The organism is Gluconobacter sp. P5B12 (genome assembly GCF_018812035.1).
Classification (GTDB): Bacteria; Pseudomonadota; Alphaproteobacteria; order Acetobacterales; family Acetobacteraceae; genus Gluconobacter.
This window is the reverse complement of the sequence record NZ_JACRVV010000010.1, coordinates 39782-66761: the sequence shown is the minus strand read 5'-3', so window position 1 is coordinate 66761 and position 26980 is coordinate 39782. Positions and strand designations below refer to the sequence as shown.

The window sequence follows — 26980 nt, the reverse complement described above, 5'->3', positions numbered from 1 at the left end:
CGTCCTGGCTCATGAAGCGACCGGTCGCGGTTCTGTTCATTGTCCGTACTCGAACAGTAGACTTCCAATGGAGTTGGCCGGCGTCTGAGGGTCCCATGTTATTCGGCAGCCTTCCGCGGCATTGGGCTGATCCATAAGCCATTGCTCATAGAGGCCCGCCAGACATGCCGTCAGCCAGCTTCCTGGCGGAGTACCCGTACTTCCCAGTGATGGCAGACCATCATGGGTCAAACGAAGGCGTGCCTGGGTTTCTGCCAGAGAAAGGCTCGTTTGCCCCCACCCAAGCGTGGCAAGCTGGACGTTCATTTCCAACTCGAGGTTGAGCAGCGTTTCACATGGCGGCAATGTCACGCGGCACGCAATCCGATACCCGACCTTCCGAAGAAAACTGTCCCGCGCGTCCGCCCCGGCCTGCTGATCGAATTCCCGAGCCAGCTCTGTAAGAAGCAGTGTAAAATCAATGGCCATTCAACGTATTCCGGAAAAGTCGTAGTGAACGGACAGATTCACATCTGTCTGATTCCAGGGACCCGACTTCTGGTAGAGAAAACGACCACTAACCTTCAGATCAGGCGTAATGTGGTAATAGAAAAGCGCATCTATACCGCCTGAAATTCCAGACGAAGATTTCGCGGGATCACGATAGTTGTACTGGCTCAGCACACTTGTAGAAACACCACCGCAGGGTGTGATTGTTGATCCGTTTGCGGCAGCGAGTGCTTGCTGTTGTACACAGTCCTGTGCAGCATCGTAATTCGCTCTTGCCTGTGTCTGGTAGCGACTGTCTCGAGGAAAAAGCAGTGTGCTGCGCTGACGATACGCCTGGAAGCCTCCAAAACCGGAAGCCGCCCAATCCCACGCCCCCTTATGTCCTGCATACCGCACCGGGATAGTCAGAGAGAAAAAGGACTGTGGCGAAAAATAACCGCCATTCCCGGGGGTATAAAGAAACTGGTTGTTATTATACCTGAACCAGTCGGCATCCGCACCGATATGAACTTTGTTCATACCATCGTCGTAGATACGGAAACTGCCTCCCACACCGGCTTCATAATTAACATTGGACTGCGTGTTACGACCATAGATGTAAGCACCGCCCCCACCTGCATACAGAGAAAAGGCATCATCTCCGTATTCGAACTGTGCATGAGCTCTATTTTTGGTTACCCCGCCCCAGGTCCTGTGCTGGGTTACATCGCCCACTGTCTCCGTCTCACGCAGACCTGCATAAGAGAGGACGCTATCTGCGATGGCACGTCGTTCGAATGTCGTATGCAGTATAAGATGAGGCGCAATCTGAGGGGTTAATTCAATCCCACCCAGAATGTTGGTCACAGAAAAGCCCAAAGGCGACGTGCCGATATCCGCCCTGAACCAATCAAGAGCATAATAAAGATTCGTACCTACGCCATAAGCCGAGCGGCGACGTATCACGTCACTGTAGCAGGCAGAAGTTGTCTGGACGTCTTGAGGCGCACAAGTCACCGCTGTCGTCCCAGTTTTCCACAGCCCTTCCCGATAATCCATAGTCCCCGTGCCGGAGGCGAGTACGGTGGGATCCAGAACGATACCCAATCGTCCCGAACCCACCGTCATGGCTCCTTCCATCTTCAAATCAGCACGGGAAAGCTTGGTCAAGCCGGTCCCGGAACGTCCGAGAAAGCCGGGAGTAATATCCACGGTCGGCGCATAAGTCTGACTGACGCGGCTTTCATCTTCCTGAATGCCACTCAGCATTGGGTCCTGCTCCGCCTCGGATTTGCCGTGATCCTGCTGCCGGAATGGATTAACGTCCTCAACAAGGCCTCCATCCGTCCGTCGAACCTGAGCGGCACGGAATTCTCTGGCCCGAGCAAGATCTTCAAGACTTTCGCGCCAGTTACCATCCATCTCGGCCACACGGGCTGCCGCAATCCACGCACGCGGATCGGTGGGCGCACGCTCCTTGAGAGCTTCGGCATTAACTCTGGCTTCGTCTTTTTGGCCAGCCTGAGCTTCGAGCTTGACCAATGCTAGTCTGGCTTCCAGATCATCAGGGTCACGATTGACAACCGCACGTACAATTTCATCCGCCTTGGCATTTTCTTGCCGGGCTTCATACAGTCTAACGAGCGCCATACGGGCTGACGTGTCAGACGGATTATCCGCCAGAACGGGCCTGAGGGCTTCATAGGCTTCCGCCTGATCACCCTTCGCATTCAGCTGATCCGACCGCGTTACAGCCAGCCCTGTTGTAATATCGTGGCGCTCACGTTCCTCTTCGGGAGTCAACTGCGCACCTGCAAGGCCTTCCATCAGATGTCGTGCTTCTTCTGTTTTGCGAACCCCCAGGAAGCTCCCCGCATATGCCAGTCGCTGCTGTGCCGTCAGATGGGGGGTAGAAGACAAGAGGCTCCGGAGAAAAAAGACAGCGAGAGCAGGCTTGCCTGCACCAACCAGTTGGCTGGCAACGCCTGCGCCCCTTATCCCGGTAGGATCGCTCATAGTGTCGGCAAGTCTGCGGACATAAAAGCGGGCATCGGTCTCATCCGCCGGCAGAGTGGCGATGCGGTCGTGATCTTCAAGACGCATCTCAACCTGTCTGATGGATTGCGTCCGTGCCTGTGCAGGCAATGTTCGAAGAAGCTGTCTGATTCTGTCGAAATCATTGACCTGACTGCTAAAAAACACTGCAGCCTGTAGCTGTTCAGCCGTCAGATGGCGATCTGTCGACAGGATAGGCTCCATGACTTCCCGTGCTTCCTGCTGGCGCGAAGACTTCAGAAGCGCCTGAGCCAGATGAAGCCTGATCCACGGGTCGTCTGGTTTTTCCGCTAGAGCTGAAGTCAACAGGGTTACCTTTTCCCCGGCGTTATCCGCCCGGTCAGCTTCGGCCTGTAAATCGGCCGCACGCATATCCTGCAGGAAACGGTTGCCCATACCCGGAATACGTCGGGCGAGTGCCTGAGCCTCACTCACCCTTCCATCCGAAGCCAGAATTCCACTCAACCCCTGAAGCGCTGCGATATTCCCGGGCTCTGAAGCAAGAACACTACGATAGCCTCGCTCGGCTTCAGCCGTTCGCCCCTGCCTACGATCCATGTCTGCAAGTTTGACTTTAAGAGCCGCTTGGTCGGGCGCCACCTGCAACGTGTCAACAGCGAGTTGTCGTGCTTCGTTATAACGCCCCGTAGCGATCAGACTGTCTATCCTGTGATAGGTGCCCGCCAGCTTCGAACCTGCCAAAGCTTTCGTCCAACGCGCGGCCTCGGCAGGGTTCAGTTGCGATGCCCGGTTCAGAAGTTCCGTAGCTTCGTCCGAACGCCCCTGCCGCAGACGCACAAGTCCGAGCCCTCCGACCGCGTCCGCATCATCCGGATGGGTCTGCAGCACTCCATTGAAGTCACTTTCCGCCTGCTGAAGATTGCCACGGTCCAAAGCCTGAAAACCTTCAGTGCGGGTCTGGGCCAATTCTTCACTCGGGGCATGCTCTGCCTGATGTCGACGTTCCAGCACATCATGATCTTGCGGCAAGACCGATAGAAAAGCATCATAAAGTGGGATGCTTCGAGAGGTCGGAGGAACCCAGTAAAGTGCTGTTCGCCAAGCTCTCATGACAGAGGTTCGCTGCTCTCTTGAAAGAGCCGTAACACCCGCCAGACCTTGCAACCGTTTCATTCCATCCAGACGGGTGTCCTCGTTCCAGGTCAGAGCTTCAGCATATCCAATCTGAGCCGCAATATTGTTATGATCAGTGCGGATCAGTGATCGCAACCCGGCAATAGCCTCGTTTCGCAATGGCTTAGACGCAGCCATCACCTGATAATATTCCAGTGCATACCCTCCTGGCGGACCATTCGGAAACAGACGCTCATAAACGCGCACTGCTTCTGTCGCCTTCCCTGAACGAGCGAGGGTCCGGGCCTCCTCCAAAAGTGGGCCAGAAACAAGGCTTCCCCTCATAACGGAATCCAGATTTTGTGCCGCTTTCGGATTGATTTTCTGAAGCGTCTTTAGAACTCTTTCCGAAGCTTCAATGTCACCTTTCTGAGCAGCCCACTCTCCCTCGATTTCCAGAACGCCTGGGTTTTGAGGAGCAACCTGCCGCGCCTGAGCCAGTGTTTCTGCCGCACGATCATACTGACTGCGACCAAGCCAGTACCTCGTCTGTTTTAACAGAAGCTGGACGACCTCCGCCTGATCCGCCGGGATCGCCGAAAGAGTAACTGCCTGTTGAGCCTGCGCATCTTCCGGCAACCAGAAAAATACACCTTGGGATAGACCAGAAAGAAGCAGGGCGGACGTTGGTAGCGACGGCAGGAAACGAGCTTTCATTGCGCCTGAACGCCCTGATCGGAGAGTTGCACCTCATCCATGACACGTTTGCGCAGCATTGCCTGATACATGACAGCTTTATGCAGACTGCGTCCGATCAGAAAGATGGCAACAGCAGCAGCAGCAATGATGCGGAATGGGTGCTCACGGAAGATACGCTCGATATTCACCCAGAAAGGCAGACTACCGACGGTATAGGAGATGCCATTGCGAGACGCGACAACATGGCTGCCATTAACGACAGTCAGATCCCCCTGAATTCCCCGCTGTTTTTCTGGATCACGCATGGCATGAACCAGTTCATCCAATCCCTGTGGTGTCCCGGATAGCATCATGACAAGCGAGCGATGCGATGCATACGGAGAGCGCGCTGCCATAAAAGCTCCCCCACTCTGCAGACTGAGCGCCCCCTGAAGCTTTACTGTACCTGTGTCAGAAACGGCATTTCCTGCAAGATCGGCAAAGAAATATCGCACCCCATCCAGCATTGTTCTCTGCCGGAAATGAAGCTTGCCATTTTCAAGAGTATAAGGTGTTGCTGCCAACAGAGAAGCATATGACCTGTCCGAGCCAAGCGTTCCCATCACCAGCACGTCCTGATCGGGAAACGTCTTGTCCGAGGCTAGGACGCTCTCGCCAATCAAAGTCATTTTGTCTGCGGGATACCACGTATAGGAGCCAATGGTGCCCATTAGGTCCAGAAAGGCAGTCGTTACTGCTGTATCCGGATGATCAGGAAGGCAGATTACCGTTTCGGAAAGGTCTGCAAGGCGCGTAAAGGGAAAGGCGCTATTTGCGAACATTGCGAGATTGGGAAGTACGGCAAAATGGTACGCCCGCCTGAAATCAAGCGTGGAATCAGGATCAATGCTGATCGTGATATCCTGACCTGATGCGGCAATTTGTGTATTCGCAGCTGGGCGACCGCTAAAATAGAAATCAAGCTGATTCTGCGCATACACCCCCCAAACTGGAAGTTTGATCCGATCCTGCTGTAGGGCAGAAACCGACGGGAAGTAACGTGAAATCCATAATGGTAGAAGCGTCGGAACTCTCCAGGAGTAGCTCCGCAGGTAAAGGTTATTGAGGCTCACATCAACATGAGACCGGTCCAGGTCAACAATTGCTTCCAAGGGACCATTGATGCCAACCTCGGCGAGAAATGGCTTGTCCCGCCACGTGTAGAGATCAGGCAAGATACGGAACGGAATACTCAGTGTGCCAGGAATATACCCGTGGCCCGTGAGAGCAGCATCACTCACCAACTCGCCAAACCGGACTACCCGGCTTGTCGGTATAAATGCTGGTGCATCATACGGATTTCTGGGCATGGTTTCCGGTGCGCTAACACTCTGTGACGCATTTTCAGAAAGTGCTTCCGGTAGAAATGCAACGGCACGCGCAGCTTCCTGAACCTCTTCCACGGTGCGACCAGTAATAACCAGTACGGTTCCATTACTATCTTTGGGGTTGGCAACTTCAGCTACAAAGGGCCCTTTGACAGAGGCTGGAAGCAGCAGTCCGACTGGCAAAAGACCTGCTGGAGCGATGGCCACCGCATTACCGCTCAAAGGAAGATGTCTGCTGACAGGAAACGAGATACGTCGGACGTCGGTAATCTTTCCAAACCAACCTGCCATGATCGCAGCGCCCCGTAGGTCCCCCGGAGACTGGTTGTCAGGAAGGACAAAAGGCAGCACGACAGGATCGCTCGCCTGAATGTCCAGCAGAGGTGTGGGAAGACGGTTGAGATGACGCTGGGGCGGCAAGGGTACGGTGGTCAGCGTCAGAGAGGACATACCTCTGATTTCGGCCCATATGTCAGTCGTTTTTTGGGGCAGCGCAGGCGTTTCGTGATCCGAAGACGTACTTCCCAAAGAAAAGGTCAGTGTGTTCTTTTTCGTGAAAAGTACGGGATCAAGATCAAAACTAAGGGCGTCAAAAGAAGCGCGAGAGCGATCCAAAGTGATCGTTCCAACATACTGATCATTGAGACGTATCGTGATGGCCCCGCCTGTCGCGGCAAGTTGCGGTGAAAACGCTCCACTCAGGACAAGGCGCGCCCCTGTGACAAGACGGGAAGATGGAACTGAAAGGTTGACCCCCTGAATGGAAGCCCAAGGCAACATCCGTAGAACAGAGGGCGTTCCAAAATGCATGAGAGAAAAGGTTTGCGGCGTTGCCCCTGCAAGCGGAGGCATGACAGGCCCCGGCACATTCGTAGTGGTTCCTATATCGGGCAGAGGAATATTGTCTCCTGCATCGGAAATCGGAGATGGGAGAGCCTGAGCAGAGGCCTGCCCACTCATCGCGATGCTTGTCATCAGACCGATGATCAGGAGGGAAGCAGTCGAACCTTGTTTCATGGGACGAAGCACTATTCTCTCGCGTTTTTTCTTGCGGGCGGCGGCAAAATCCTTTGCCTGCTGTTCAGCATTCAGAATGCGCTTGTCGCGCTCAGCATAAGAATCAGGATCAGTTCGTTTAAACAGTGCTCCGAAACAGCGCAGAAGTAGCCACGCACTCCGGAGCGGACGATCTGGCGCATAGTTATCCCAGCCAAGCCATGCATCTGCCCGACCAAACATGAACCGTACAATCACCGCTTCTTCTCGTGGCGAAGCAGGCGTCCAGCGCAGGCTGACCTCGTCCTCTTCGACAAGAACAATTCTAGCAAGCACACCGGTCTCACCTGACTGCAGACGAAGACGGACTGCCATATCCGGGCGGATCATGCTTGCGTCTTCAGGCGGAACGTGAAGCCTGCAACCGCCTCGTGAGACATCGATCGTAACGCCTTCGACGAGGCTACCGTTCTGCAGATCGACCGTCAGCGGAAATATCGCAGCAAGTCTCGGGCTATGCCTTATCTGACGTGTCTCACGCCCAACCAGGATGGCACCAAAAACCAGGAGGGCATTCAGCGCAGCCCAGAAGCAGGTCGTCCATAACGCATTCAGAACCATGACGTCATGCTGTCTGAAAAAAATTCTCCACAGCCCTGAAAGAACAGCGATGCAGAGCAGGATCAGAATAACAATCTGCGGCCAAATGGCGCGGATATCCGTATATTCCTGTTTAACCAGACCGCCTTTGTCGGTCACGTTAAAGCGCCCACGGCGTGGGAAGAGCAACGTCATGAACGTAATTGGAGCGATGAATGGCGCAAGCGCGATGTCGTAAACTTCGCTCCAGAATGAATATCGCCAGTTTCTCTGGACGTGAGAAGCTGTTGCAACCGAATGGAAAAAGTGCGGCAGCACATAGACGGCGAGTGCCATAGGAGATGCTGCTATCAGCGTTTCCCCAAAGAAGAGATACGCGAGAGGCGCAAGAAGAAAAATGAGACGAGGGATCGCGAAGAGAAAACTCATCGTTGCAGACAGATAACAAAGCCGCTGGGCAAATGTCAGACCCGGTCCGAACAGCGGATTATCGACACGAAAAATTTGCGTCATTCCTCGCGCCCAGCGCGCACGCTGACCGATATGAAGGATAAGACGTTCCGTTGCCAAACCGGCAGCCAGAGGGAGGCGCAAGTAAGCACTAGACCACCCTGCTCTCTGCATCCTGAGCGCCGTGTGACAGTCTTCTGTCACTGTATCGGTCGCAACCCCTCCTATCTCCTCCAGCGCCGTTCGCCTCAATACTGCACACGAACCGCAGAAAAATGCGCTATTCCAGAAATCATTTCCCGGCTGAAGCAATCCATAAAACAGATTACCCTCTGGAGGGACGGAAAGCCCTTCTGAAAGATTTCGCTCAAATGGATCAGGAGAATAAAAATAATGAGGTGTCTGAATGAGGCCAATACGGCGATCAGCAATCATCCATCCCATCGTGGACTGAAGAAACGCTCGTACAGGAATATGATCGCAATCGAAAATCGCGATGTACTCACCTGATGTGAGAGCAAGCGCGTGGTTTAGATTGCCAGCTTTTGCGTGAGAATTATCAGGACGCGCGATATAACCAGCACCACAGGCTTGAGCGAATTCGAAAAATTCACTTCGATGCCCATCATCCAGAATATAAATATTTAACCGATCTGCGGGCCAGTCCAACCCCATACAGGCTAGAACAACCATACGGACTATTTGAAGGTCTTCATTATAAGTGGGGATATAGACGTCGACAGATGGCCATTCTTCAACTTTATCTGGCAATGCCATCGGCGTGCGTTGCAGGGTATGCAATGTCTGAAAATAGCTCAGAACAAGCATTATCCCCGCGAAAAATTCGGCAAATATAAGGGCTACGCTTAAGGCGGCCTGAGTAAAATCTTCAAATTCAACCGTCTCAGTAAGACGCCAGACAAAATATCTCAGAGAAACAAATAGCGACAGCAGCTTAAGAATAATCGCCGCATTGTCATTACGCACCCTATCTACGATAAAAAACGCTACAATACCTGCAACAGCAAGAACAGCTTGATTTTCCACTGAAAGAGGAATTGTTGCAGCCCCGCCAAAAAGAAGCGTTCCGCCCAGCGTGGCAAAGACAAGGTGGCGCGCTCTTATAGAACGCCACGTGGCAAGAGAGGATACTACCATTTCGCATCAAGATCCGAACTGAACTGAAAAATTTCGATTACCCGGATCCTTTCCGCAATAACCTGTTATATGACCAGAATACGGGAGTTAAGAACGACGGAGATGGGATTTCAAAACCCAATTTTAAGAGAGACGCAGCAATGGCGTTACGCTCTCAGCGATTTGGGCGCATTCAGCACCATTGCAATTTCTTAGATACTTCACAGCAGCGGGGTCCCTGTTGGACCACAATAAACCTCGAGCGCCAGACGTTTTGCACAAATCAGTCGGCCAAATTCGATGACTAAATCGTCTGCCACGTGCCGATCAACCACTTCATATGTCAGGGCATCATCGGTCAAATCCTGTCCATTGAAAAGGAAAGACATTCCCCCTGAAACACCCACCAAACGATCATGTTCTTCTGTTAGAGATCCCCTTACTGACGGACCAATTTGTCCGCCACTCCCGTCTTGTGAAGAAACTTTTTGCAACAAAAATTCCCAAGATGCCAAAAATGGTCATTTCGGGCAAAGGTTCGAAAATACCCGAAACTCAATTAGGGATTCCCAGAAAATGGCCGATTTTCTAACTTCGTCTGCGCAGAAAACTGTCTCAAATCAGGCCGGAACAAATCGACCGTTTTTGTCAACCTCGTCCCTTCAAAATTCATGAAGGTAATTGCAAAGATCTTCAACCAACGATCCAGTTTGGAAGGTCATTTATTTGATGTATTTGGAGTGGTTTATATGATCATCGGCTACGCTCGGGTTTCTACAGAAGAGCAAAAACTGGATCTACAGATCCAAGCACTCCGGGCTGCTGGTTGTAGTCGAATTTTCACCGATCAAGGAGAATCAGGTAGTAAATTTTCCCGCTCAGGTTTGGACGCAGCAATGCAACATCTTCATGAAGGCTGCACCCTGGTTGTCTGGCGACTTGACCGACTTGGACGCTCTTTGTTTGGGTTAGTCCAACTCATGGAACGGTTAAGCAAGAAGGGAATACATTTTCGTTCGATAACAGAACACATTGATACTGCATCCTCCGGCGGCCGGCTAATGTTCCATATGATGGCTGCATTAGCCGAATTCGAACGATCCATCATTGCTGAAAGAACCCGAGCTGGCCTTGCCGCAGCACGCGTGCGAGGTAAGACGTTGGGCCGTCCTCGTCTACTTTCCGAACAGGATCTGGATATCGCGTTATCTCGCCTGGAAGACGGGACCGAAGGCCTGACCGACATTGCCCGTTCTCTAAACGTATCCTCCAGGACACTTTCGCGGCGCCTCACAACCGCAAAAATTCGTAAAAGGACACCCCTTCAAATCTCCCCGCTCCATGATACCTCTTTATCTCAATAACTTGCAGGAAACAGGCCGATCAATCTGGAACTACGGGACGCACAACATGGAATAAAAAAAACTGAACGATTGGGAGGAAAATAACTTCTATCTCGGCATACGGTTCGCTTGCGGTAATTTCAGCTGGATTGCGCCTTTTCGTGGAACGGATTGTAAAGTCGTAAGCAAACTCCATTCGTTTTTTAAACCGTTGCGGACGACAGCATTGCCTCTTTCGCGATAACCGCGATGTCGAGCCTGGGAGTAGTTGGCCGCAAAAGCATGCGCTCTTTCGTAACCGCCTTGAAGGCCTTAATCAGGACAAGCACTCGGTCGATACCGGCCGCACTTTTCGCAAAAATCCAGATCGCGCGGCCCCGAATGATGGCTCCGTTTGCCTAACTGTTTACTCCCGTGGTTTGATGGTGTGGATTGCTGCCATGAAGTCGCTGAGATGTGTCCTCAGCTCCTCATGGCTGTCGTAATGGAAGCGCTTGACGGTTGCCTTTTTGATTGTTCAGCTCATCCGTTTAACCTGACCATTGGTCCATGAGTGATTTGGTTTCATCAGACGATATTAGATCCCATGCGCTTCAGATCATGTCGAAGCGCATGGGACGCGACCAGGCCGCATTGCGATTACGGGGTTGGTGAGCGAACTGGATCCCATTATCGGTCAGAATGGTATGCCCCCGGTAAGGAATGACGCTTAGGAGATGCTCGAGGAATTCCCAGGCGTTCTTCGGTCGGCTTTCTCGACCAGATGTGTGACAGCGAATGTGCTTGTCCGGTCAATGACAACGAAGAGATACAGCTTGCCTTCAACAGTCTGGACCTCGGCAATATCGATGTGAAAAAAGCCGATAGGATGGCGTTTGAAACGCTGTCGTTTGGGCTTGTCTCCCTCCATATCCGGAAGTCGGGATATCTCTTGACGTTGAAAGCAGCGATGCAGGGCCGAGCGTGTCAGATGGGGAATGCTGGCCTATCGGGCATCAAGATAGTCATCCAGCGATAGCAACGTATGCCGGCGAAATGCCACGATCATCGCTTGGTCCGTCTCGGAAAGGACCGTTGATCGGGGCTCTTTTGGTCCCGTCTTCTGGTCCTCGACAGTCTGACGCTTCCACCATTTAACTGGAGGGTTGATCCCAAGCTCCTCGATCAGCGCCGCGAGCAAAGCCTGCGATCGCTGTAGTGCTGCTCGCACGGCGGCCGTGGTCTTGGCGCTGCCATGACGCATCTGTCATGTTCTGGCTATGAACCCTTAGCCTAACAAAAATTAGCTATCCTAAAAATTTCTGAATACTTATTTTTCTCAATCATTCAAAAAAGAGAGCTTCTATTGTCATCAATTTTCATAATATCGCACCATGATCATCATTAAATATTGATTCTGATCAATTCCGAAACTAAGACCTGTTAGGCTTTGAATGACAATTTTGGCTGCATAACTGTTTATTATGAGCATGATGCAGTCTGTCTTTTCTGATACCCCATAGTCCGTCTGGGAGACCTTGATCGAGGAAGTCCGTCCGAAGGACAAAATCCCACCGAAGAACCTTCGACGGACGATATCCGCGATTTTCTGGCGCCATTAGAACGGCGCGAAATGGCGCGCCCTTCCGCCTGAGTTTGGTCCCTAGTGGATCGCGGCACAACTGTTCATTTGATGCTCGAAACTCGGTGTATGGCAGCGCCTCTTGAAAAGGTCAAAACAGGGACTAGGCCCTCGGCACGGTTTTTCTCGATGGCACACAGGTTTGCGTAGCTGCAGACGGACATGGCAGGGCATTGTCCTTTACGCTTTCGCCCGGACAGGCGCACGAATTACCGTGTGCCTACGCCCTACTCGATAATCTGCCATACCCACCGATCTATGTCGTCTGCGATCGTGGTTACGCCTCACACAAGTTACAGGAGTATCTTTGGAGCCGGGGAGTAGCTATGATCAGACGTTACCTGTATCTGCGTTGAACTCTTCCTTCTCAGAATTCCTTTGATCAAAACGTCATTGCGGTTTCATGAAAAAACCTGGTTCTTTACAACCTGTCAGCCTTCTTGCAGTTGCTCGTGAAGCTGGCGTGTCCAGAGCGACAGCCTCGTTGGTCCTGCGCGAAAGTCCTCTGGTTGCGACCGAAACGCGCGAGCGTGTTCAGGAGGTCATGAAACGTCTTGGGTATATTTACAATCGGGGTGCAGCAAACCTCAGACAGAACCGGACTCATACAATTGGTCTCGTCCTTCCCAATATTGCGAACCCCTTTTTCAGTGAGCTGACAGCGGGAGTTGATGAGATCAATGATACCAATGACGTTGTCTGCTTCATCGCCAATAGCAATGAATCAGCTGATCGCCAGGCTCGCCAGTTACAACGGCTGCGAGAGCACAACGTTGATGGGGTCATCATCTGCCCTGCTGTGGGAAGTTGCCAGACGCTTCTTGACGATCTTGAGCGGTTAAAGCTGCCTTTCGTGCAGGCTCTCCGGCAAGTTTCTTCAGATGAGAGTGACTATGTGGCGGCCGATTACGCTGTTGGTATTGAGAAAGCAGTAACGCATCTCGTTCGGACTGGTCGTAGACGAATCATGTTCGTTGGCAATATGAACGTTCATTCTGCCGCCCAGGCTCGTTGTGAAGGATTCATGCGTGCGATGGCATTGCATCACCTCCCCCAAACCCTGATTGTCCCGGGTGGAGCAGAAAACACCTATGACGAAGCAGTGTTTGATACGCTGCTAAAGTCCTCCGATCCTCCCGACTCAGCTATCTGTTACAATGATATCATGGCCTTAAATGTCATGAACCGTCTTCAGGCGCATGGTATTGCCGTGGGTAAAGAGTTTGCAGTTATCGGGATGGATGATTTGCCTCAAGCATCGGCGTCATATCCCGCTTTAACGACCATCGCCACCGGTCCCCGCGATATCGGTCGAGCCGCTGCGAATCTTCTTCAGGCTCGACTTGAGAACCCCGAGCGTTCAAGGGAACATATTATTCTCTCTCCCCAGCTAATCATCCGTGACAGTTGTGGCGAAAATGCTCACCTAAGGTGATGTCTTTCCCCACCTAAACGACGATACGATCACAAAAAACGTGATACAAAATCATATAATCACACAAGAGTGACGTTTGGCTAACGTTATTTATGTGACTTTCTCTCAAAATTAGCGTTCCTTGTGTGAACTACGGTCTTTTAGATCGATCTAATTAAAAGTTCTGTTTCGTCGCCATAGATGAAATTCAAGGAGGGCTTATGACAACACCCATGAAATGGGCTCTGATTGGGGCCAGTAATGTAGCACAGGAGTGGATGATTGATGCCATTCGCTCGCAGAAGGAAAGTATAATCTGCACTGTTTTCGGTCAGAATGCGGACAGAGGAAAAACCTACGCGCAGGCCAATGGTATTCCCTGCAATACAACGGTGCTTGAGGATATTCTGCAAGATCCGGAAATTCAGGCAGTCTATATCAGCTCCCGAAATGAGTTCCATAAAGACCAGGCCCTTGCTGCCGCGCGTGCTGGCAAGCACGTTCTCTGCGAGAAACCACTAGCTTTATCGCTGAACGATGCTGAAGACATTGTCCGTGTCTGTCATGAGATGGGTGTCGTTCTTGGTACTAACCATCATTTGCGGTGTTCCGCCGTACATATCGCCCTCAGAGAGCAATTGCGTACTGGAACAATCGGGAAATTAAACGCCGCTCGCGTTTTCCATGCCAATTATCTTGCCAAAGCGATGGATGGATGGCGCTTGAATGATGCCGGGGGTGGGCTGATCCTCGATAGTACTATTCATGACATTGACACGCTACGCTTCTTGCTAGGAGCTGATCCTCTGTCGGTGTTCGCCATGACGCAGAGCGGACGGAAAAGTGTCTCTGGCATTGAAGATGGCCTTATGGCCGTCATGCGCTTCCCCGGAGATGTCCTCGTGCAGATCCACGGGTCTTACGCTGTTCCCTACGCTCCGGGGGGCGTAGAGCTTTATGGGGACGAGGGAGCTCTTATCGCACGGGATTGCATGTCCCAGAAACCAGTAGGAAGTCTTTCTCTGCGGAACGCAGAGGGTGAACATCCAATGTCCCTCACTCACCATAATCTTTACCGCTACAGCGTCGCTCGTTTTCTTGCCGCTATCGATGGCAAAGGAACACCTGCCGCAACAGGTGAGGATGGGGTGGCATCTCTCAGGATTGCACTGGCCCTCAAAGAATCCGCTCGGACAGGACGAGAAATAAAGGTCATCCCATCATGAGCGCAACAACGATGACGACGTCTCTTCCCCTTGATCAGGAGCGGCCCCTAGCTATGACTGAAGCCTTGTCACAGCGTCCTGAAATGGCGCCCGAAGAACTACGCCGTGCTGCCTGGACATGCTCTGTCGGGAGCGCCATGGAATATTACGATTTCGCGCTCTACAGTCTGGCCTCTGCTCTGGTGTTCGGGCCCCTTTTCTTCCCAAGCACCATTCCTGGCATGGGACTGGTTGCAAGTTTCGCAACCTATTTCATTGGGTTTGCGGTCCGACCGATTGGCGGCGTATTTTTCGGTCGACTGGGGGACCGTCACGGACGCAAAAAAGTCCTGCTCCTGACCGTAACGCTCATGGGGTTGGCAAGTGCTGCCATCGGCCTCATTCCGTCTTATGCCACAATTGGCATTGCAGCCCCTATTTTGCTTGTCTTAATGCGCATTTTACAAGGATTTGGCGCGGGTGCTGAACAGGCCGGTGCGGCCGTCATGATGACGGAATCTGCCCCAAGAGAGCGCCGTGGATACTTCGCTGCCCTTCCCTTTCTCGGGATTCAGATGGGAACGGTCGCGGCTGGCTTGATCTATTTTGGTATGCTTACAGGTGTACCAAATATTGCAGAGACCTGGATCTGGCGCGCGCCATTTCTCGGGAGTGCATTTCTTCTCGTCATTGCTCTCTATATGCGGCTGAAACTGAAGGAATCCCCAGCTTTCGCAAAGCTGAAGGAAGAGGAAGAGCATGAAGAGGTCATGCCCATCCGGCAGGTCCTGACCACATCGTGGCGCCCCATCACGGCCGGTCTTGGCCTACGCATGGCCGAAAATGGCGGCTCATCCATCTATCAGGTGCTGTCGATTAGCTACCTGGTGCATACGGTCGGGATGAGTAGCAAATGGGGCACCCTCGCCCTGATCGGCGCTGCATTCGTGGGTGCCGTTACCATTCCGGGAGCTGGATGGCTAAGTGATCGCTACGGACGTGTCCGAGTATATCGTGCATTTGCCATCTTGCAGGCTGTCACCGCTATTCCTGTCTGGTATGTCTTCAGCCAAGGAAACCCGGTTCTTTCGATGATTGCGCTGTCCCTGGCTCTGGGCGTCGCAACCTGGGGAATGTTCGGTACACAAGGCGCCTTCCTGCCTGAGATGTTCGGGGTGCGGCACCGTTACACGGCCGTTTCGTTTACGCGTGAATTTTCATCCGTAATTGCAGGAGGTGTTTCCCCCATGGTCGGGCAGTTCCTGATCACGATGTTCGCGCGTTTCAATATCGGTGGTGTCGCAAGCGGGAAGTTCGCATGGATACCACTCGCAACCTATGTGATCTTTCTGGCGGGATTGGCCGTGCTGGCAACGTTCTTCATTCCTGAAACTAGAGGAAGAGACCTGATGTCTCAGGACGACGTGTTCTAAAAAGTCCTCCCCTGATCCAGAACTATTCCTAATCCTTCCTTTTTGATTTCCACCTGAAATGCAACCGAACCTTCCGGACGCATCATGCTCCATTTATGTCTGAGGTTAACATGAAATCTGATGTTTTCTCTCCCTTATCGGATGCATTGGCACAGTATGCAGACCTGCTTCTGGGTGCGCGCAAAAATGGCCATTGCCTTCAACAGATCCCGGCTTCTTCTGCCCCTCAAAATGCAGAAGACGCATATGCGGTACAGGATCGGGTGGCACGTGGTCTGATCTCATCTCTTGGATCGATCCAAGGGTGGAAAGTTGGCGCCCCTACGCCAGACAGCGAGCCATTCTGCGCCCCTTTGCACCAGAACACGATTTTCTCGGGAGATACCAAACTCCCCGTGGGTTTATGCCGTCTCTACGGTGTTGAAGCTGAAATCGTTTATGTTTTCGGAGTGTCTCTGCCGCTGCGCTCCACGCCGTGGACAGAACAGGACGTCCGTAAAGCCATTGTCAGCGCACACGCAGCGATTGAGATTTTCGATACCCGCTTCTGCAAACCCGGATCCCAGTCGGGCCTGACCCATCTTGCGGATCAGGGAAACCATGGATCTCTGATTTACGGAACTCCTCTGGATGACTGGCAACGCCTTGTACCCGTTGATGAACCAGTCCGTCTCATTTTGAACGGTAAAACGGTCATTGATCATACAGGTGGAAATTCTGCTGGTGATCCGATGCGCCTTCTCGTCTGGCTCGCCAATCATGCTGCCAAGAGAGGTTTGCCCATACAGGCGGGAACTGTCGTAACGACGGGATCCATGACTGGAACTGAATTCGTTCCTGCAGGCACGGTCGCAGAAGTCCAGATCGGCCCATTAGCGGCAGTTTCCGTCACGCTCCCTTGAAAAGAACTGATGAAAGGTTTTCGGTCATGAAGCCGGAACTACTTCTTGTTGAACCCATGATGCCTGAAATAGAGGCTCTTCTCGATGCGGCTTATACCGTTCATCGTTATGACGGATCAGCCATTCCCTCTAATGTTGCCACGCGCATTCGGGGGATTGCTACAGGCGGCGGCACCGGTGTGCCAGCAGCGCTGATGAGAACTCTGTCGAACCTTGAAGTCATTGCCATCAATGGGGTGGGAACGGATGCCGTTGACCTGAAAGAAGCGGCACGACGCGGCATTGGCGTAACTACAACCTTGAACGTCCTGACGGATGATGTGGCGGATCTCGCCATGGCGCTCATGCTGTCGGCAATGCGCGATCTGGTTTCAGGAGACCAGTTCGTACGGAACCATCAATGGGGCGTTGGTCAGCTTCCGCTCGCTCATAAGGTCACGGGACGGAAACTTGGAATTGTCGGCATGGGACAGGTCGGACAGGCTATTGCCAAGCGTGCGCGTGGTTTTGATATGCCCGTTTCCTATTATTCCCGCCGTGACCTGGCGTTGCCAGACGCACCGTTTGTTCCTGACCTGCGAGCGCTCGCTGAACAGAGCGATATTCTGGTCGTCGCAGCTTCTGGCGGAGCACAGTCCCGGCATCTCATCAGTCGTGATGTCATGGAAGCCCTCGGTCCGTGCGGTCTGCTCGTAAATGTTTCCCGAGGCAGTGTTGTGGATGAGCAGGCCTTGGTAGAGCTACTCCAGCAAGGAAAGCTCGGAAAGGCTGCGCTGGACGTGTTCGAAAGCGAGCCGACGGTTCCAGAAGCCCTTCTCAAGATGAAAAACGTCGTTCTACAGCCGCACCGCGCCAGCGCTACGGTGGAAACACGCCTTCAGATGGGCCAGTTGGTTGTCGCCAATCTGGGTGCTCATTTTGCGGGTGTGCCTCTCCTGACGCCTGTGCAGTCAATCTGATTGGGTCAAGGACAGGCGCTGTTCCGCTCAGAACAATGCTTCGCTCCGAGGTAATACCATGATGTATTCCCTGTCTTTTCGCCGGAGGCTTATTGCCCTTGGTGTTCTCTCGGCTGGATGGCTGTGCGCCCATCCAGCCCATCCTCAGTATCGTGGTCCGATCTCCGAAACGGCCCCTCTCTTCGCGCTGGACACTCCAACGTCCTACGCCAATACGCCTTTTACACCCTCCGTGGAAAACATGGTCCTTCCGTGGGGAAGACTGGTTAAACGCCTCAATAAAATGGGGGTTGGGATCGTCGTGGATTACACGAGCGAAAGTGCCATCGCGCTGAATGCCGGTCATGGGGGTGATGCCGGATATGCGCATCAGATCGGGGTGGAACTGGATCTGGACTGGGAAAGGCTCATTGGGTGGAAAGGCCTCAAAACCCATGCCGTTTTCGTCAACCGCGCGGGCCATAATTTAGCATCTGATATGGGAGAAAGATCCCTTAATGGCTTTCAGGAAATTTACGGTGGTGGCGGCAATGTCGGCGTTCATCTGGTATACGTTTATGGAACGCAGGACCTTTACAAGAACCGGGTTCAGATTGCCTTGGGCAAGATGCCGGTCAATATCGACTTTGCTAATTCGCCCTTGTTCTGCACGTTCATGAACAAATCGAACTGCGGCATTCCAAAGTCCCTCACCCGTGGAGCGGCAGGGTATGCGACATATCCAGGATCAACATGGGGAACGAGAGTGCGTTACTGGCCATTACATGGGGTTTACACCCAGGCTGGCCTGTATGGTGTCAATCCATATCTGAATACCAACAGATACGACCGTACTGGTTTCAGGATGGATACAGAGCTTTATACCGGCATCTATATTCCCGTTGAAATTGGCCTCATACCGTCTTTTGGAAAGAACAATCTGGTGGGCCATTACAAGTTCGGCGTTGCGTATGATTCTTCGAATTACAGGGATGTCTATTACGATACGGCGTTACAGCCAGCAGCCAGAACGGGCATGCCCTATCGTTGGACCAACGGAAAAACACAGATATGGCTTCAGGCAGACCAGATGTTAATCCGTAATGGGAATGGTCCGCTGCACGGCCTTTATGCAATTGCCGGCTTCACGAAAAGTCAGGGCAACAACAGCCCCTATACGTATCAGGTTTATGCCGGGTTTGTAGACAGAGGCCTCATCCCTAGCCGTCCGCAGGATACAATGGGTGTGGAATGGTCAGAAACATTTGCGAGCTCGCAACTGGTAGCATCACAATGGATCCGGTATCGACAAGGTTTATCTCTGCCCGGAAATGCAGATTATCCGCAGAGTCACCTCACGACGTTTGAAGCGACTTACAATATTCACGTTTTCCGTGGCCTTTCGATCCAGCCGGACTATCAGCATATCTGGAGAACCAATCTTCAGAAAAACAAGCCAGAGGTTGATGCGCTTGGCCTGAAGATCCATGCTGTTCTTTAGACATTGAGTCCCGTGTTAATATCGAAACTTTCCCGGGCACGTTGACAAAAAGATCTGATCCAGAATTTTGCGGCGGCGAGATCGAAGAAGTTCCTGAACCGTCAGATGGTCAAGCATTCACACATCTCTATAAAGAACAGCTTTGAGCCACATCCGCTGCAACGTGAAAAGCTCTTTTATCAACGAGGTCTAAATCACCCTGGATCTGAGAAGGCTTTTTGTAAATTCATGACTGGGATTTTTGAAGATATGATTTGTTTCCCCGTGGTCTACAATTTTACCATCCTGCATTACAACAACATTGTCGCTCATCTCTTTTATAACGCCCAGATCATGAGAGATAAATAAATAAGCGATTTTCAGACGCTCCTGGAGCTCCTTTAACAATTCCAATACTTGTGCTTGCACAGAAACATCCAACGCTGAAACAGGCTCGTCACAAACAATCAATTTAGGTTTGCCCGCGATAGCCCGCGCGATGGCAATACGTTGGCGTTGCCCCCCCGAAAGCTGGAGAGGGTGACGGCGAGAAACGTCCGGTGTTAGGCGTACCAGCGCCAGAAGTGCCGTAATCCGTTCCGGAAACTCCGTCTGTGGGATGTTGTTGGCTTCAAGCGCATCAGCAAGAATACGCTGAACAGTCCAGCGTGGATCAAAAGAACTCAGGGGATCTTGATAGACAATCCCCATTTCATGCCGATGCGGCCGACGCTCTCGTTCATCTACGCTCCGGTGAGTATCAGCACATATCCCGTTCCAAACTTTTCCATCAAACCATACATTCCCTGCATCAGGCGCCAGAAACCCGGTTACAATTCTTGCAGTTGTTGTCTTCCCAGAACCAGATTCACCTAAAATACCGAGCGTTTCCCCTCTCCGAAGGGTAAAGCTGACATGATCTACCGCGGTCCGCGATGACCCTCGTGACTTAGGGTAATGCTTGAGGATGTCTTTCACGACGAGCAGAGGGGGGTCATCTTCCGTTTGCTGAACTGAGGAACGCTGCGGTTTGTGCTGTTGCCCTGGGATCGAACTCAGTAGCAAACGCGTATACTCCTGAGTGGGGCTCTTTAGAATTTGGGCCGCCTCTCCCTGCTCTATTAGTCGGCCTTCTTTGACCACGATAATTGTGTCTGCAACCTGAGACACGGCTTCAATGTCATGGCTGATCAGTAAAATCCCGTGCCCTGCATCCCGTAAGTCACGGAATAGTTCCAGAACATGCGAAACGGTGCTGGCGTCCAACGCCGTGGTTGGCTCATCTACAATGATGATCCCGGGGTTTAGGGCTATCGCAGAGGCAATGAGAGCCCTTTGACGCAGCCCTCCAGACAGTTCATTCGCGCGCTCCTGCAAGCGCGTTTCAGGGTCAGACACCGCGCTATTTCTGAGCAGTTCCAGAACTCGCTCCCGCCGCGCCCTGCGATGACGCCAACCCCGCAACTGGCCGTGAACCGTCAGAGCTTCTTCTATTTCCTGCCCAATAGTTCGCAACGGGTCGAGCGACGTCAACGCGTCCTGAAGCACAAAACCTATCTCTTTTCCGCGAAGTTCGCTCCAGCCCTCCTCACCCAGGCCCAGGAGATCAAGATCGCCGAGACGCAAGCTCTGTGCTGTAATCTGGGCTCGATCACCCGCCAGCCCAACAAGACTGCGCGCGGTCACGCTTTTTCCTGAGCCAGATTCACCAACCATGGCCAGAATTGTGCCGGGTTTTATCTGAAAAGAGAGATCATGTACGACCTGCTTTCCCTCAAACGATATGGAGAGTTTTTCGACCGTCAGTTCCTGTCCGATCATAGCATGTACCTCATGAGGGTCTGCCTTCGAGGCGACGTTGTAGGAAGCGCCCTAAAATTGTTGTGGACAGCACAGTCAGCACGATGAAAAGGCCTGGAAAGAGAGTCAGCCACCAGGCATCAGCAATGAAATCGCGCCCCATGGACATCATGGTTCCCCATTCTGGCGTGGGGGGTGGTGCGCCAAGCCCCAGAAAAGACAGTCCTGCCGCCCAGACAATCGTCTGGCCAACCCCCATGGTTGCGGTTACAACGAGCGGACGGAGCGCATTGGGTAGAACATGTCGTCGAATGATGGAAAATGGCGTGTGGCCAAGGGCACAGGCAGCTTCCACATATCCTGAGTGCCTTACCGACAGCACCTGACTGAAGACCATCTTGCCGTAGCCCGGCGTAGCGGCGATCCCGATCGCCAAGGCCAGTGGTCCTGCCCCTGTCCCAAGACTGGCGGAAAAAAGAAGCGCCAGTATCAATGCCGGAAACGAAAACAGCACATCTATAACGGCGCCGATGCCTTTCTGAAGCCACTGAGGACCCAGCCCGCCTGCCAGTCCAAGGATGATCCCACCAGAAAAACTGATTGCGACGGCCCCTGCCCCAACCAGAAGTGACTGCCGTGCGCCATGAATAACGCGCGTCAGAATGTCGCGACCAGACTGGTCTGTTCCGAAGGGGTGGTTCCAGTCTGGGGATAAGAAAGCGTGCCGTGGTGCAATAGCATAGGGATCATTTGCGCTGATCGCGTTTGGAATGATGGCTGAGACCAGAAGAAAAACCAGAAAGCCGGATGCGGGAAGGATTGCAATGGGAAGCTGCCTCCACGCGATGAGCTTTTTCGGGGCTATAATCATAAGGATGCTCTTTGCTCCCGAGATGTCGCAAGACGCGGATCAACCAGTTCGTGGATGAGTTCGATCATCAGGCTGGCAAGTATGTATGCAACTGTGACGAACAGAACGATGCCGGTTGTTAGGGGCATGTCCTGTGCGGAAACGGCATAAACGAGCGTGCGTCCAAGTCCTTTTCGCGAAAAAATGGCTTCAATGACTGCTGTTTCACCGAGAAGCGCGCCAAGAGCCCACGCTGAGAGCGCAATACCGGGAAGAAGCGCGTGACGCAGGGCATGGCGCCGCAAGACCTGCCCCATGCTTAGACCTCGCATTCTCGCACTCAGGATGAACGGTTGATCGAGGGCAATCTCCAAAGACTCACGCGTGACCTGAGCCAGAAATCCTCCCAGAGGAATGGCAAGGGAAAGTGCTGGCATAATGAGGGAGGCCAGCGAAGAACTCCCCGCAGGCGGCAGCAGGTGCAATCTGAACGCAAATATCCAGAGCAGCACAATTCCAAGCCAGAACGGCGGGAGCGCTGCGGCAGAGATGTCGAGAGAGGCTCCAAGGCTCGAGAGTACTCTCCCGCGGCGGACTGTGCAGAATACTGAAATCAGTGCGAGAGCCCAGGCAAGGAAGAGCGAGAACGATGCGAGTGCCAGCGTAGGCAGCATCTGCTGGCGCAAAACCTCCGCAACACGCAGGTGCTGACTGAAGGAAGCCCCTAAATCTCCATGGAGGAGCCGCCATATATAGAAACCATATTGCACGATAAGAGGACGATCGAGGCCGTACTCCCTGGTGATCGCCGCGACAGCACCGGGTGTAGGGTTGGCCATGGCCCCACCGAGGATGATCGTTGCCGGATCACCGGGCATCATGCGCACAGCGAGAAATGTTAGTGTTGCAGATGCGAAGAGCATGCCGAGACTCAAGCCAATCCGGCTGATCAAGCGCTGGGAAGCCAAGCGTTTCGTCATGGTGTCATCCAGGCATCATGAAAATTGATGACGCGTAACGAGGGCTCAATGCGTACACCATGAACATTGCTGAACACTCCCAGACGCGTGGTCTGCGAATACGTCGTGATTTGAAGATGTGCCTTAGCGATGATCTCTTGCGCTCGCTGGTAAAGCGCCTTTCGCTGCTGCGGGTCCTGCGTGGCCAATGCCTGTTCCACCACCTCGTCGAAGATCGGGCTGCTATAGCCGGAAGCGTTCTGGTGAATACCGTGCTGAAAATGGTTGGTGAATGCAGAACCGAATACGATGCGAAGGACATCTGGAGTATTCGTGTTCCAATATCCAATCCGCACATCGTAATCCCAGGCATCACTCCGCGCGATGTTGGCAGTCTCGCTTAGGGGCTCCAGCCGGACATCAAAGCCGGTTTGACGCGCAGTGGCTTGTACCTGCTCCCAAAGGGTACGATCGGCGGGTGCCAGAACCGTGGAGATCGGGATGTGCACAGTTAATCTTTTGCCGTCACGGAGGCGATATCCCTTAGAATCCCGGTCTTTCCAGCCAGCTTTCTCCAAAAGTTCGTTGGCACACTTCGGATCATAATCCTTGGTATGCTCAAAATCCGGGCTGTAATCTGGTGTGGAGGGGCTCAAAGGGCCTCCAGCGCGCGCATAATGGTGGAAAAATATGCTTCCTAACGCACCATCAATATCTGCGGATCGAATGAACGCTTCACGGACACGGATGTCATTAAACGGCGGCCGAAGCGTGTTCAGGGTCCCGTTCGTAGGATTTCCCGGTCGATCGGCCATCAGCAATGACACATCCGGGTTGGACTTTGCCGGAGTTTCGCCCTCAGGCGGCACACTATCAATGACGCCCACCTCGCCCGCCTGAAGCATGGCAAAACGGACTGACGGCTCAGCAACGAAGCGCCAGATAATTCCGTCAAGCCAGGCAGGCCCTTGGTGCTGCGCTGTGGGAGGCGCCCATGCATAAGCTGGGTTTCTCCTGAGGACGACCTCACTCTGATGATCCCAGTGGGCAATAATGAACGGGCCAGACCCCACGGGGCTCTGACAGTTCACATCGCGAGGGCGGCCTAAAGCTGCGGGAGACTCAATACCCAGAAAGCCTTGAGCCAGAACATTCAAAAAAGCTGAATACGGCGAGGACAGGTGAACCGCTGCCGTATAAGGATCGAGAATGTCGGTCCGGGTATATTGGCGGATATAACCGCCCGCAGTACCTGACTGTGTGGCGGGATCCACCATATGGTCCAGATTGCGTTTTACAGCCGCTGCATCGAACTTTGTCCCATCGGTGAAGGTCACGTCATGCCGGAGATGAAAGACATACGTTAGTCCGCCGTCCGCTATTTCCCATGACGTTGCAAGCCAGGGATGAATGGTGCCCTGCTCGTCCATCGATACGAGCCGGTCAAGATACTGCTCGGCGATATAGACCTGCGGCATATCTCCATACACATGGGGATCCAGGCACAGAGGCTCGCGCTCCGTCGCTAAGACGAGAATACCGCCTTTGTGGGGTGCTGATCCCTGATGCGTGTTCGGATGCCGCGTTTTACTGTCGGTATCATGCCGATAGAACAGGACAGCCACGCACGCTACCACCGGAATAAGTATCAGAACCGGCCTACGATTATGAAATCTGGTCATACTCTTAGAATCGGCACGTATGAGCGAATATCTGACCAATGAACTGTCTTGGGAAAAAACCAATGCCTCATCAGAAGTGCCTTCCCAAGTCAGTGAGGTGTACAGTCACGCCGCCAAACACACTGAATCCGTCACCCGGGTAAAACATTGCGGAATCAGTATGGTTCAGATTGTAGGCAGTATAAGCTGCCGTGGCGTAATGCTTGTTTCCGAGATTGCGGAAATCAAGAAAAGTGCTCCAGATTTTGCTTTTTGCCTCATAACCAAGCTTCAGGCCGAATATCCCATATCTGGGTGCCTTCAGTGTATTGGCGTAATCGACATAATAGCTTGAGGACGACCTGAAATCGAAGTTCGCATAGAACCCCAGAGGATTATTATACTGGAGTTCGGCTTGATATTGCCATGTCGGGATCGACGGCAGCTTGTTTTGCCCAAGAAGGGAGTCATGCCTGTAATAAAAGTCATTGACCGTAAGAGCCTGACGGAAGGACAAGGCGCCATATTGATGCAGATTAAAGAGTTTCGTTGAGAGTCCGGCTTCAATGCCCTGATGAATTGTCGGACTTGCGTTAGACGTTCTGGTAATCTCGGCTGTTGTATTTGTCGCGCGTGTAACGACGACGGACAGCAGTTCGTCTTTAACCCAACTCCGATAAAGGGTTAGATTTCCGTCGAATATGCCGACATGACCTCGGATACCAATTTCCGCCGAGTTAGCCCGCTGGGCTTTCAATGGCCCTACAGTTCCCGTGTCATTATACGGGCTGCCCCCTTTGACATCATGGTAGTTCCAGGTCACCGGAGGGTCGATCAAGCGACTGAAGTTGGCGAAGACGTCAATGTCCGGATTAATTTCATACCGTAAACCGACGCGCGGCGTAATGAAGACATTATTATAGTGCTCACGGCTCTGAAGCGCTGAGTTCGGTATCAAGCGGTCAACAACGCGAATATTGCGATCAACCCAGATGACTGAAAAGCCGCTAGTCAGCCAAAGCCGATTGAAAATATTGAAATTATTCCCGGCCGCAAAAACCAGATCATGTGATCCGCCGTATTTGACCCGCTGGTGCAGCGTCCAGTCTTCTCTATTATAAGTCGTGGATGGGACGGACGATGTATAATATCGAGAGTCTCCCGACACCATATGCACATCACTCAGAATAAAATTGCTTTCAATCTTCCGCCCGAGAAGACGATCACTCCGGTTATATTTGACAGAATTGTTAATGTCCGTGGAACGCCACAGGTTAAACTGCTGCGTATTTGTCCCGTTAAAGAGCGGATAATCGTTCCACGTTATGCCGTATTCCAACCTGGAATCATCATCGAAAATGTAATTGGTTTTAAATCCCAGCATAGTGCTTCTGGTCGGGCGCCCTCCCCAGTCGTTTGGATTAATGCTGGGGCTTTTGCGAAGTTGGGCCAGTGTCAGCAGGCCACCATAATGGCCGAACCCCTCGTCCCATTTAAAAATAAGTCGTGCAGACAGTTTGTCGGTGAAGCGGTAGCCTAGATTTGCGACAACATCGGTACGATGCATCGCCGTATAGCTTTGGAAGCCCTGTCGGTTGGTTCGCGCTACAGTGACGTAATAATCGCCTTTCTTATTGCTGAACGTCCCCCCCTGACTGACCTGTTCTTTCAGTGTGCCGTAGCTGCCAGCTTCGAAACGGGCCATGAACCCGGGCGCAGAGACCCCGGTATGTGTTACGAAATTGATGCCGCCACCAAGAGCGGTCGCAGCGTAGTCGAACGCGTTGGCACCATAAAGGACTTCTGTGCGCTGATATCCGGTATTGTTGAGGCGATCTTCCTGAAATCCTCCCACACCGCTGACAGTCAATCCATCAATCAGGTATTTCATTCCGAGGCTGTAACCTCCATAGAATACCCCTGCGCCCGATCCTCTTATGGAGATCTTGTTTCCGGTGCTTCCACTGGTTGCTTGCGCGAAAATACCAGGCTGAAACGCCAAAGTGTCCTCAAGCGTGGCTGACCTCCCTTTCTCAACTTCCTTGCTGCTGATAACCGTGAAATTTCCCGGCACCTTTCTCATGCGCTTTGCGGCTGTGCGGACGCTATTCGACCCAGTGACACTGATATCCTCGCTCTTTGAATGAGGAGAAATTGCGTCGCCTTTTAAGCGCTTCGGAGCAACCGGAGTGTTGGGACGACTGACCGCCGGTCCGACATGAAGGGCTCGCGGACCAGAGCGTTTGTTCCTTTCAGCATCTTGGGCAATAGCCGTGGGAATCATGGTGCATGTTGAAAGGACGGTCATGCCAAGGAGGAGAATGCGTGTGTGCCGCTCGTAGAAGGCTTTCATGACTCGTTTCTCAACATTTGGGTGATATCTCGGAACATAAAAATCGACCGTCCGGAGGCGCATTTCCTACCGACGATTCCTTTATTCACATATCCAAATGTATGAACGTTAATAACAACGTATTTTTAATGTTGTATTTAAAAGGCACAATTTTCCCCATAAAACCTAGGGAAAG

16 protein-coding genes and 2 pseudogenes are annotated in these 26980 nt (G+C 52.6%); 8 read left to right on the top strand and 10 right to left on the bottom strand.

Annotated features, from left to right (window positions below; translation table 11 throughout):
* Window positions 1–36 precede the first annotated feature (36 nt).
* From bcsD to KP702_RS14340, 4 genes are all read right to left on the bottom strand, one after another.
* On the bottom strand, window positions 37–468 hold the full coding sequence (bcsD, locus tag KP702_RS14355; RefSeq protein ID WP_202208162.1) for a cellulose biosynthesis protein BcsD: 432 nt from the start codon (window positions 466–468) through the stop codon (window positions 37–39).
* Window positions 469–4314: a cellulose synthase subunit BcsC-related outer membrane protein gene (locus KP702_RS14350; protein WP_202208161.1), complete on the bottom strand. Its 3846-nt coding sequence runs from the start codon at window positions 4312–4314 to the stop codon at window positions 469–471.
* Window positions 4311–8867, bottom strand: coding sequence for a UDP-forming cellulose synthase catalytic subunit (gene bcsA / locus KP702_RS14345; protein ID WP_215769275.1), 4557 nt, complete (start codon window positions 8865–8867; stop codon window positions 4311–4313). Before bcsA ends, KP702_RS14350 begins: the two co-directional genes overlap by 4 nt.
* A 200-nt stretch (window positions 8868–9067) precedes the next feature.
* Entirely contained in the window at window positions 9068–9340 is a 273-nt protein-coding gene (locus KP702_RS14340) for a hypothetical protein (RefSeq protein ID WP_215769274.1), read from the bottom strand.
* Between the two features lie 177 nt (window positions 9341–9517).
* Between KP702_RS14340 and KP702_RS14335 the strand changes: the two genes are divergently transcribed.
* On the top strand, window positions 9518–10210 hold the full coding sequence (locus KP702_RS14335; RefSeq protein WP_237390042.1) for a recombinase family protein: 693 nt from the start codon (window positions 9518–9520) through the stop codon (window positions 10208–10210).
* 412 nt (window positions 10211–10622) lie between these two features.
* Here KP702_RS14335 and KP702_RS14330 read toward each other — a convergent pair.
* Window positions 10623–11432 (bottom strand): annotated as a pseudogene (locus KP702_RS14330) (DDE-type integrase/transposase/recombinase); the annotation flags it as partial.
* 521 nt (window positions 11433–11953) lie between these two features.
* On the opposite strand from KP702_RS14330, the pseudogene KP702_RS16610 reads away from it, so the two are divergent.
* The 7 genes and pseudogenes from KP702_RS16610 to KP702_RS14295 form a co-directional block, all read left to right on the top strand.
* Window positions 11954–12166: pseudogene (locus KP702_RS16610) on the top strand (transposase); the annotation flags it as partial.
* A gap of 47 nt (window positions 12167–12213) precedes the next feature.
* Window positions 12214–13245 (top strand): LacI family DNA-binding transcriptional regulator, encoded by a 1032-nt coding sequence (locus tag KP702_RS14320; protein WP_202208158.1) that lies wholly within the window; start codon window positions 12214–12216, stop codon window positions 13243–13245.
* 200 nt (window positions 13246–13445) lie between these two features.
* The gene (locus tag KP702_RS14315; RefSeq protein ID WP_202208157.1) at window positions 13446–14450 is read left to right on the top strand and encodes a Gfo/Idh/MocA family protein; all 1005 of its coding nucleotides are present in this window, start codon (window positions 13446–13448) and stop codon (window positions 14448–14450) included.
* Entirely contained in the window at window positions 14447–15862 is a 1416-nt protein-coding gene (locus KP702_RS14310; RefSeq protein WP_202208156.1) for an MFS transporter, read from the top strand. Before KP702_RS14315 ends, KP702_RS14310 begins: the two co-directional genes overlap by 4 nt.
* 110 nt (window positions 15863–15972) lie before the next feature.
* A complete protein-coding gene (locus tag KP702_RS14305) occupies window positions 15973–16764 on the top strand; it encodes a 2-keto-4-pentenoate hydratase (protein ID WP_202208155.1) in 792 nt (263 codons plus the stop codon).
* Window positions 16765–16790: 26 nt separating this feature from the next.
* Window positions 16791–17723 carry a 2-hydroxyacid dehydrogenase gene (locus KP702_RS14300; protein ID WP_202208154.1) on the top strand — a complete coding sequence of 311 codons (933 nt, stop codon included), beginning with the start codon at window positions 16791–16793 and terminating at the stop codon, window positions 17721–17723.
* Between the two features lie 58 nt (window positions 17724–17781).
* Window positions 17782–19203 (top strand): carbohydrate porin, encoded by a 1422-nt coding sequence (locus KP702_RS14295; RefSeq protein ID WP_252348758.1) that lies wholly within the window; start codon window positions 17782–17784, stop codon window positions 19201–19203.
* A 189-nt stretch (window positions 19204–19392) separates the two neighbouring features.
* On the opposite strand, the gene KP702_RS14290 is transcribed toward KP702_RS14295, so the two are convergent.
* From KP702_RS14290 to KP702_RS14270, 5 genes are all read right to left on the bottom strand, one after another.
* Window positions 19393–21003, bottom strand: a complete 1611-nt coding sequence (locus KP702_RS14290; RefSeq protein WP_202208153.1) for an ABC transporter ATP-binding protein — start codon at window positions 21001–21003, stop codon at window positions 19393–19395.
* Between the two features lie 10 nt (window positions 21004–21013).
* Window positions 21014–21853, bottom strand: a complete 840-nt coding sequence (locus tag KP702_RS14285) for an ABC transporter permease (protein WP_202208152.1) — start codon at window positions 21851–21853, stop codon at window positions 21014–21016.
* A complete protein-coding gene (locus KP702_RS14280) occupies window positions 21850–22812 on the bottom strand; it encodes an ABC transporter permease (RefSeq protein ID WP_202208151.1) in 963 nt (320 codons plus the stop codon). The genes KP702_RS14285 and KP702_RS14280 overlap by 4 nt, the downstream gene beginning before the upstream one ends.
* Entirely contained in the window at window positions 22809–24473 is a 1665-nt protein-coding gene (locus KP702_RS14275) for an ABC transporter substrate-binding protein (protein ID WP_252348757.1), read from the bottom strand. The genes KP702_RS14280 and KP702_RS14275 overlap by 4 nt, the downstream gene beginning before the upstream one ends.
* A 70-nt stretch (window positions 24474–24543) precedes the next feature.
* Complete coding sequence (locus tag KP702_RS14270) at window positions 24544–26805, bottom strand: TonB-dependent receptor domain-containing protein (RefSeq protein WP_202208150.1); 2262 nt, start codon at window positions 26803–26805, stop codon at window positions 24544–24546.
* Between the last annotated feature and the right edge of the window lie 175 nt (window positions 26806–26980).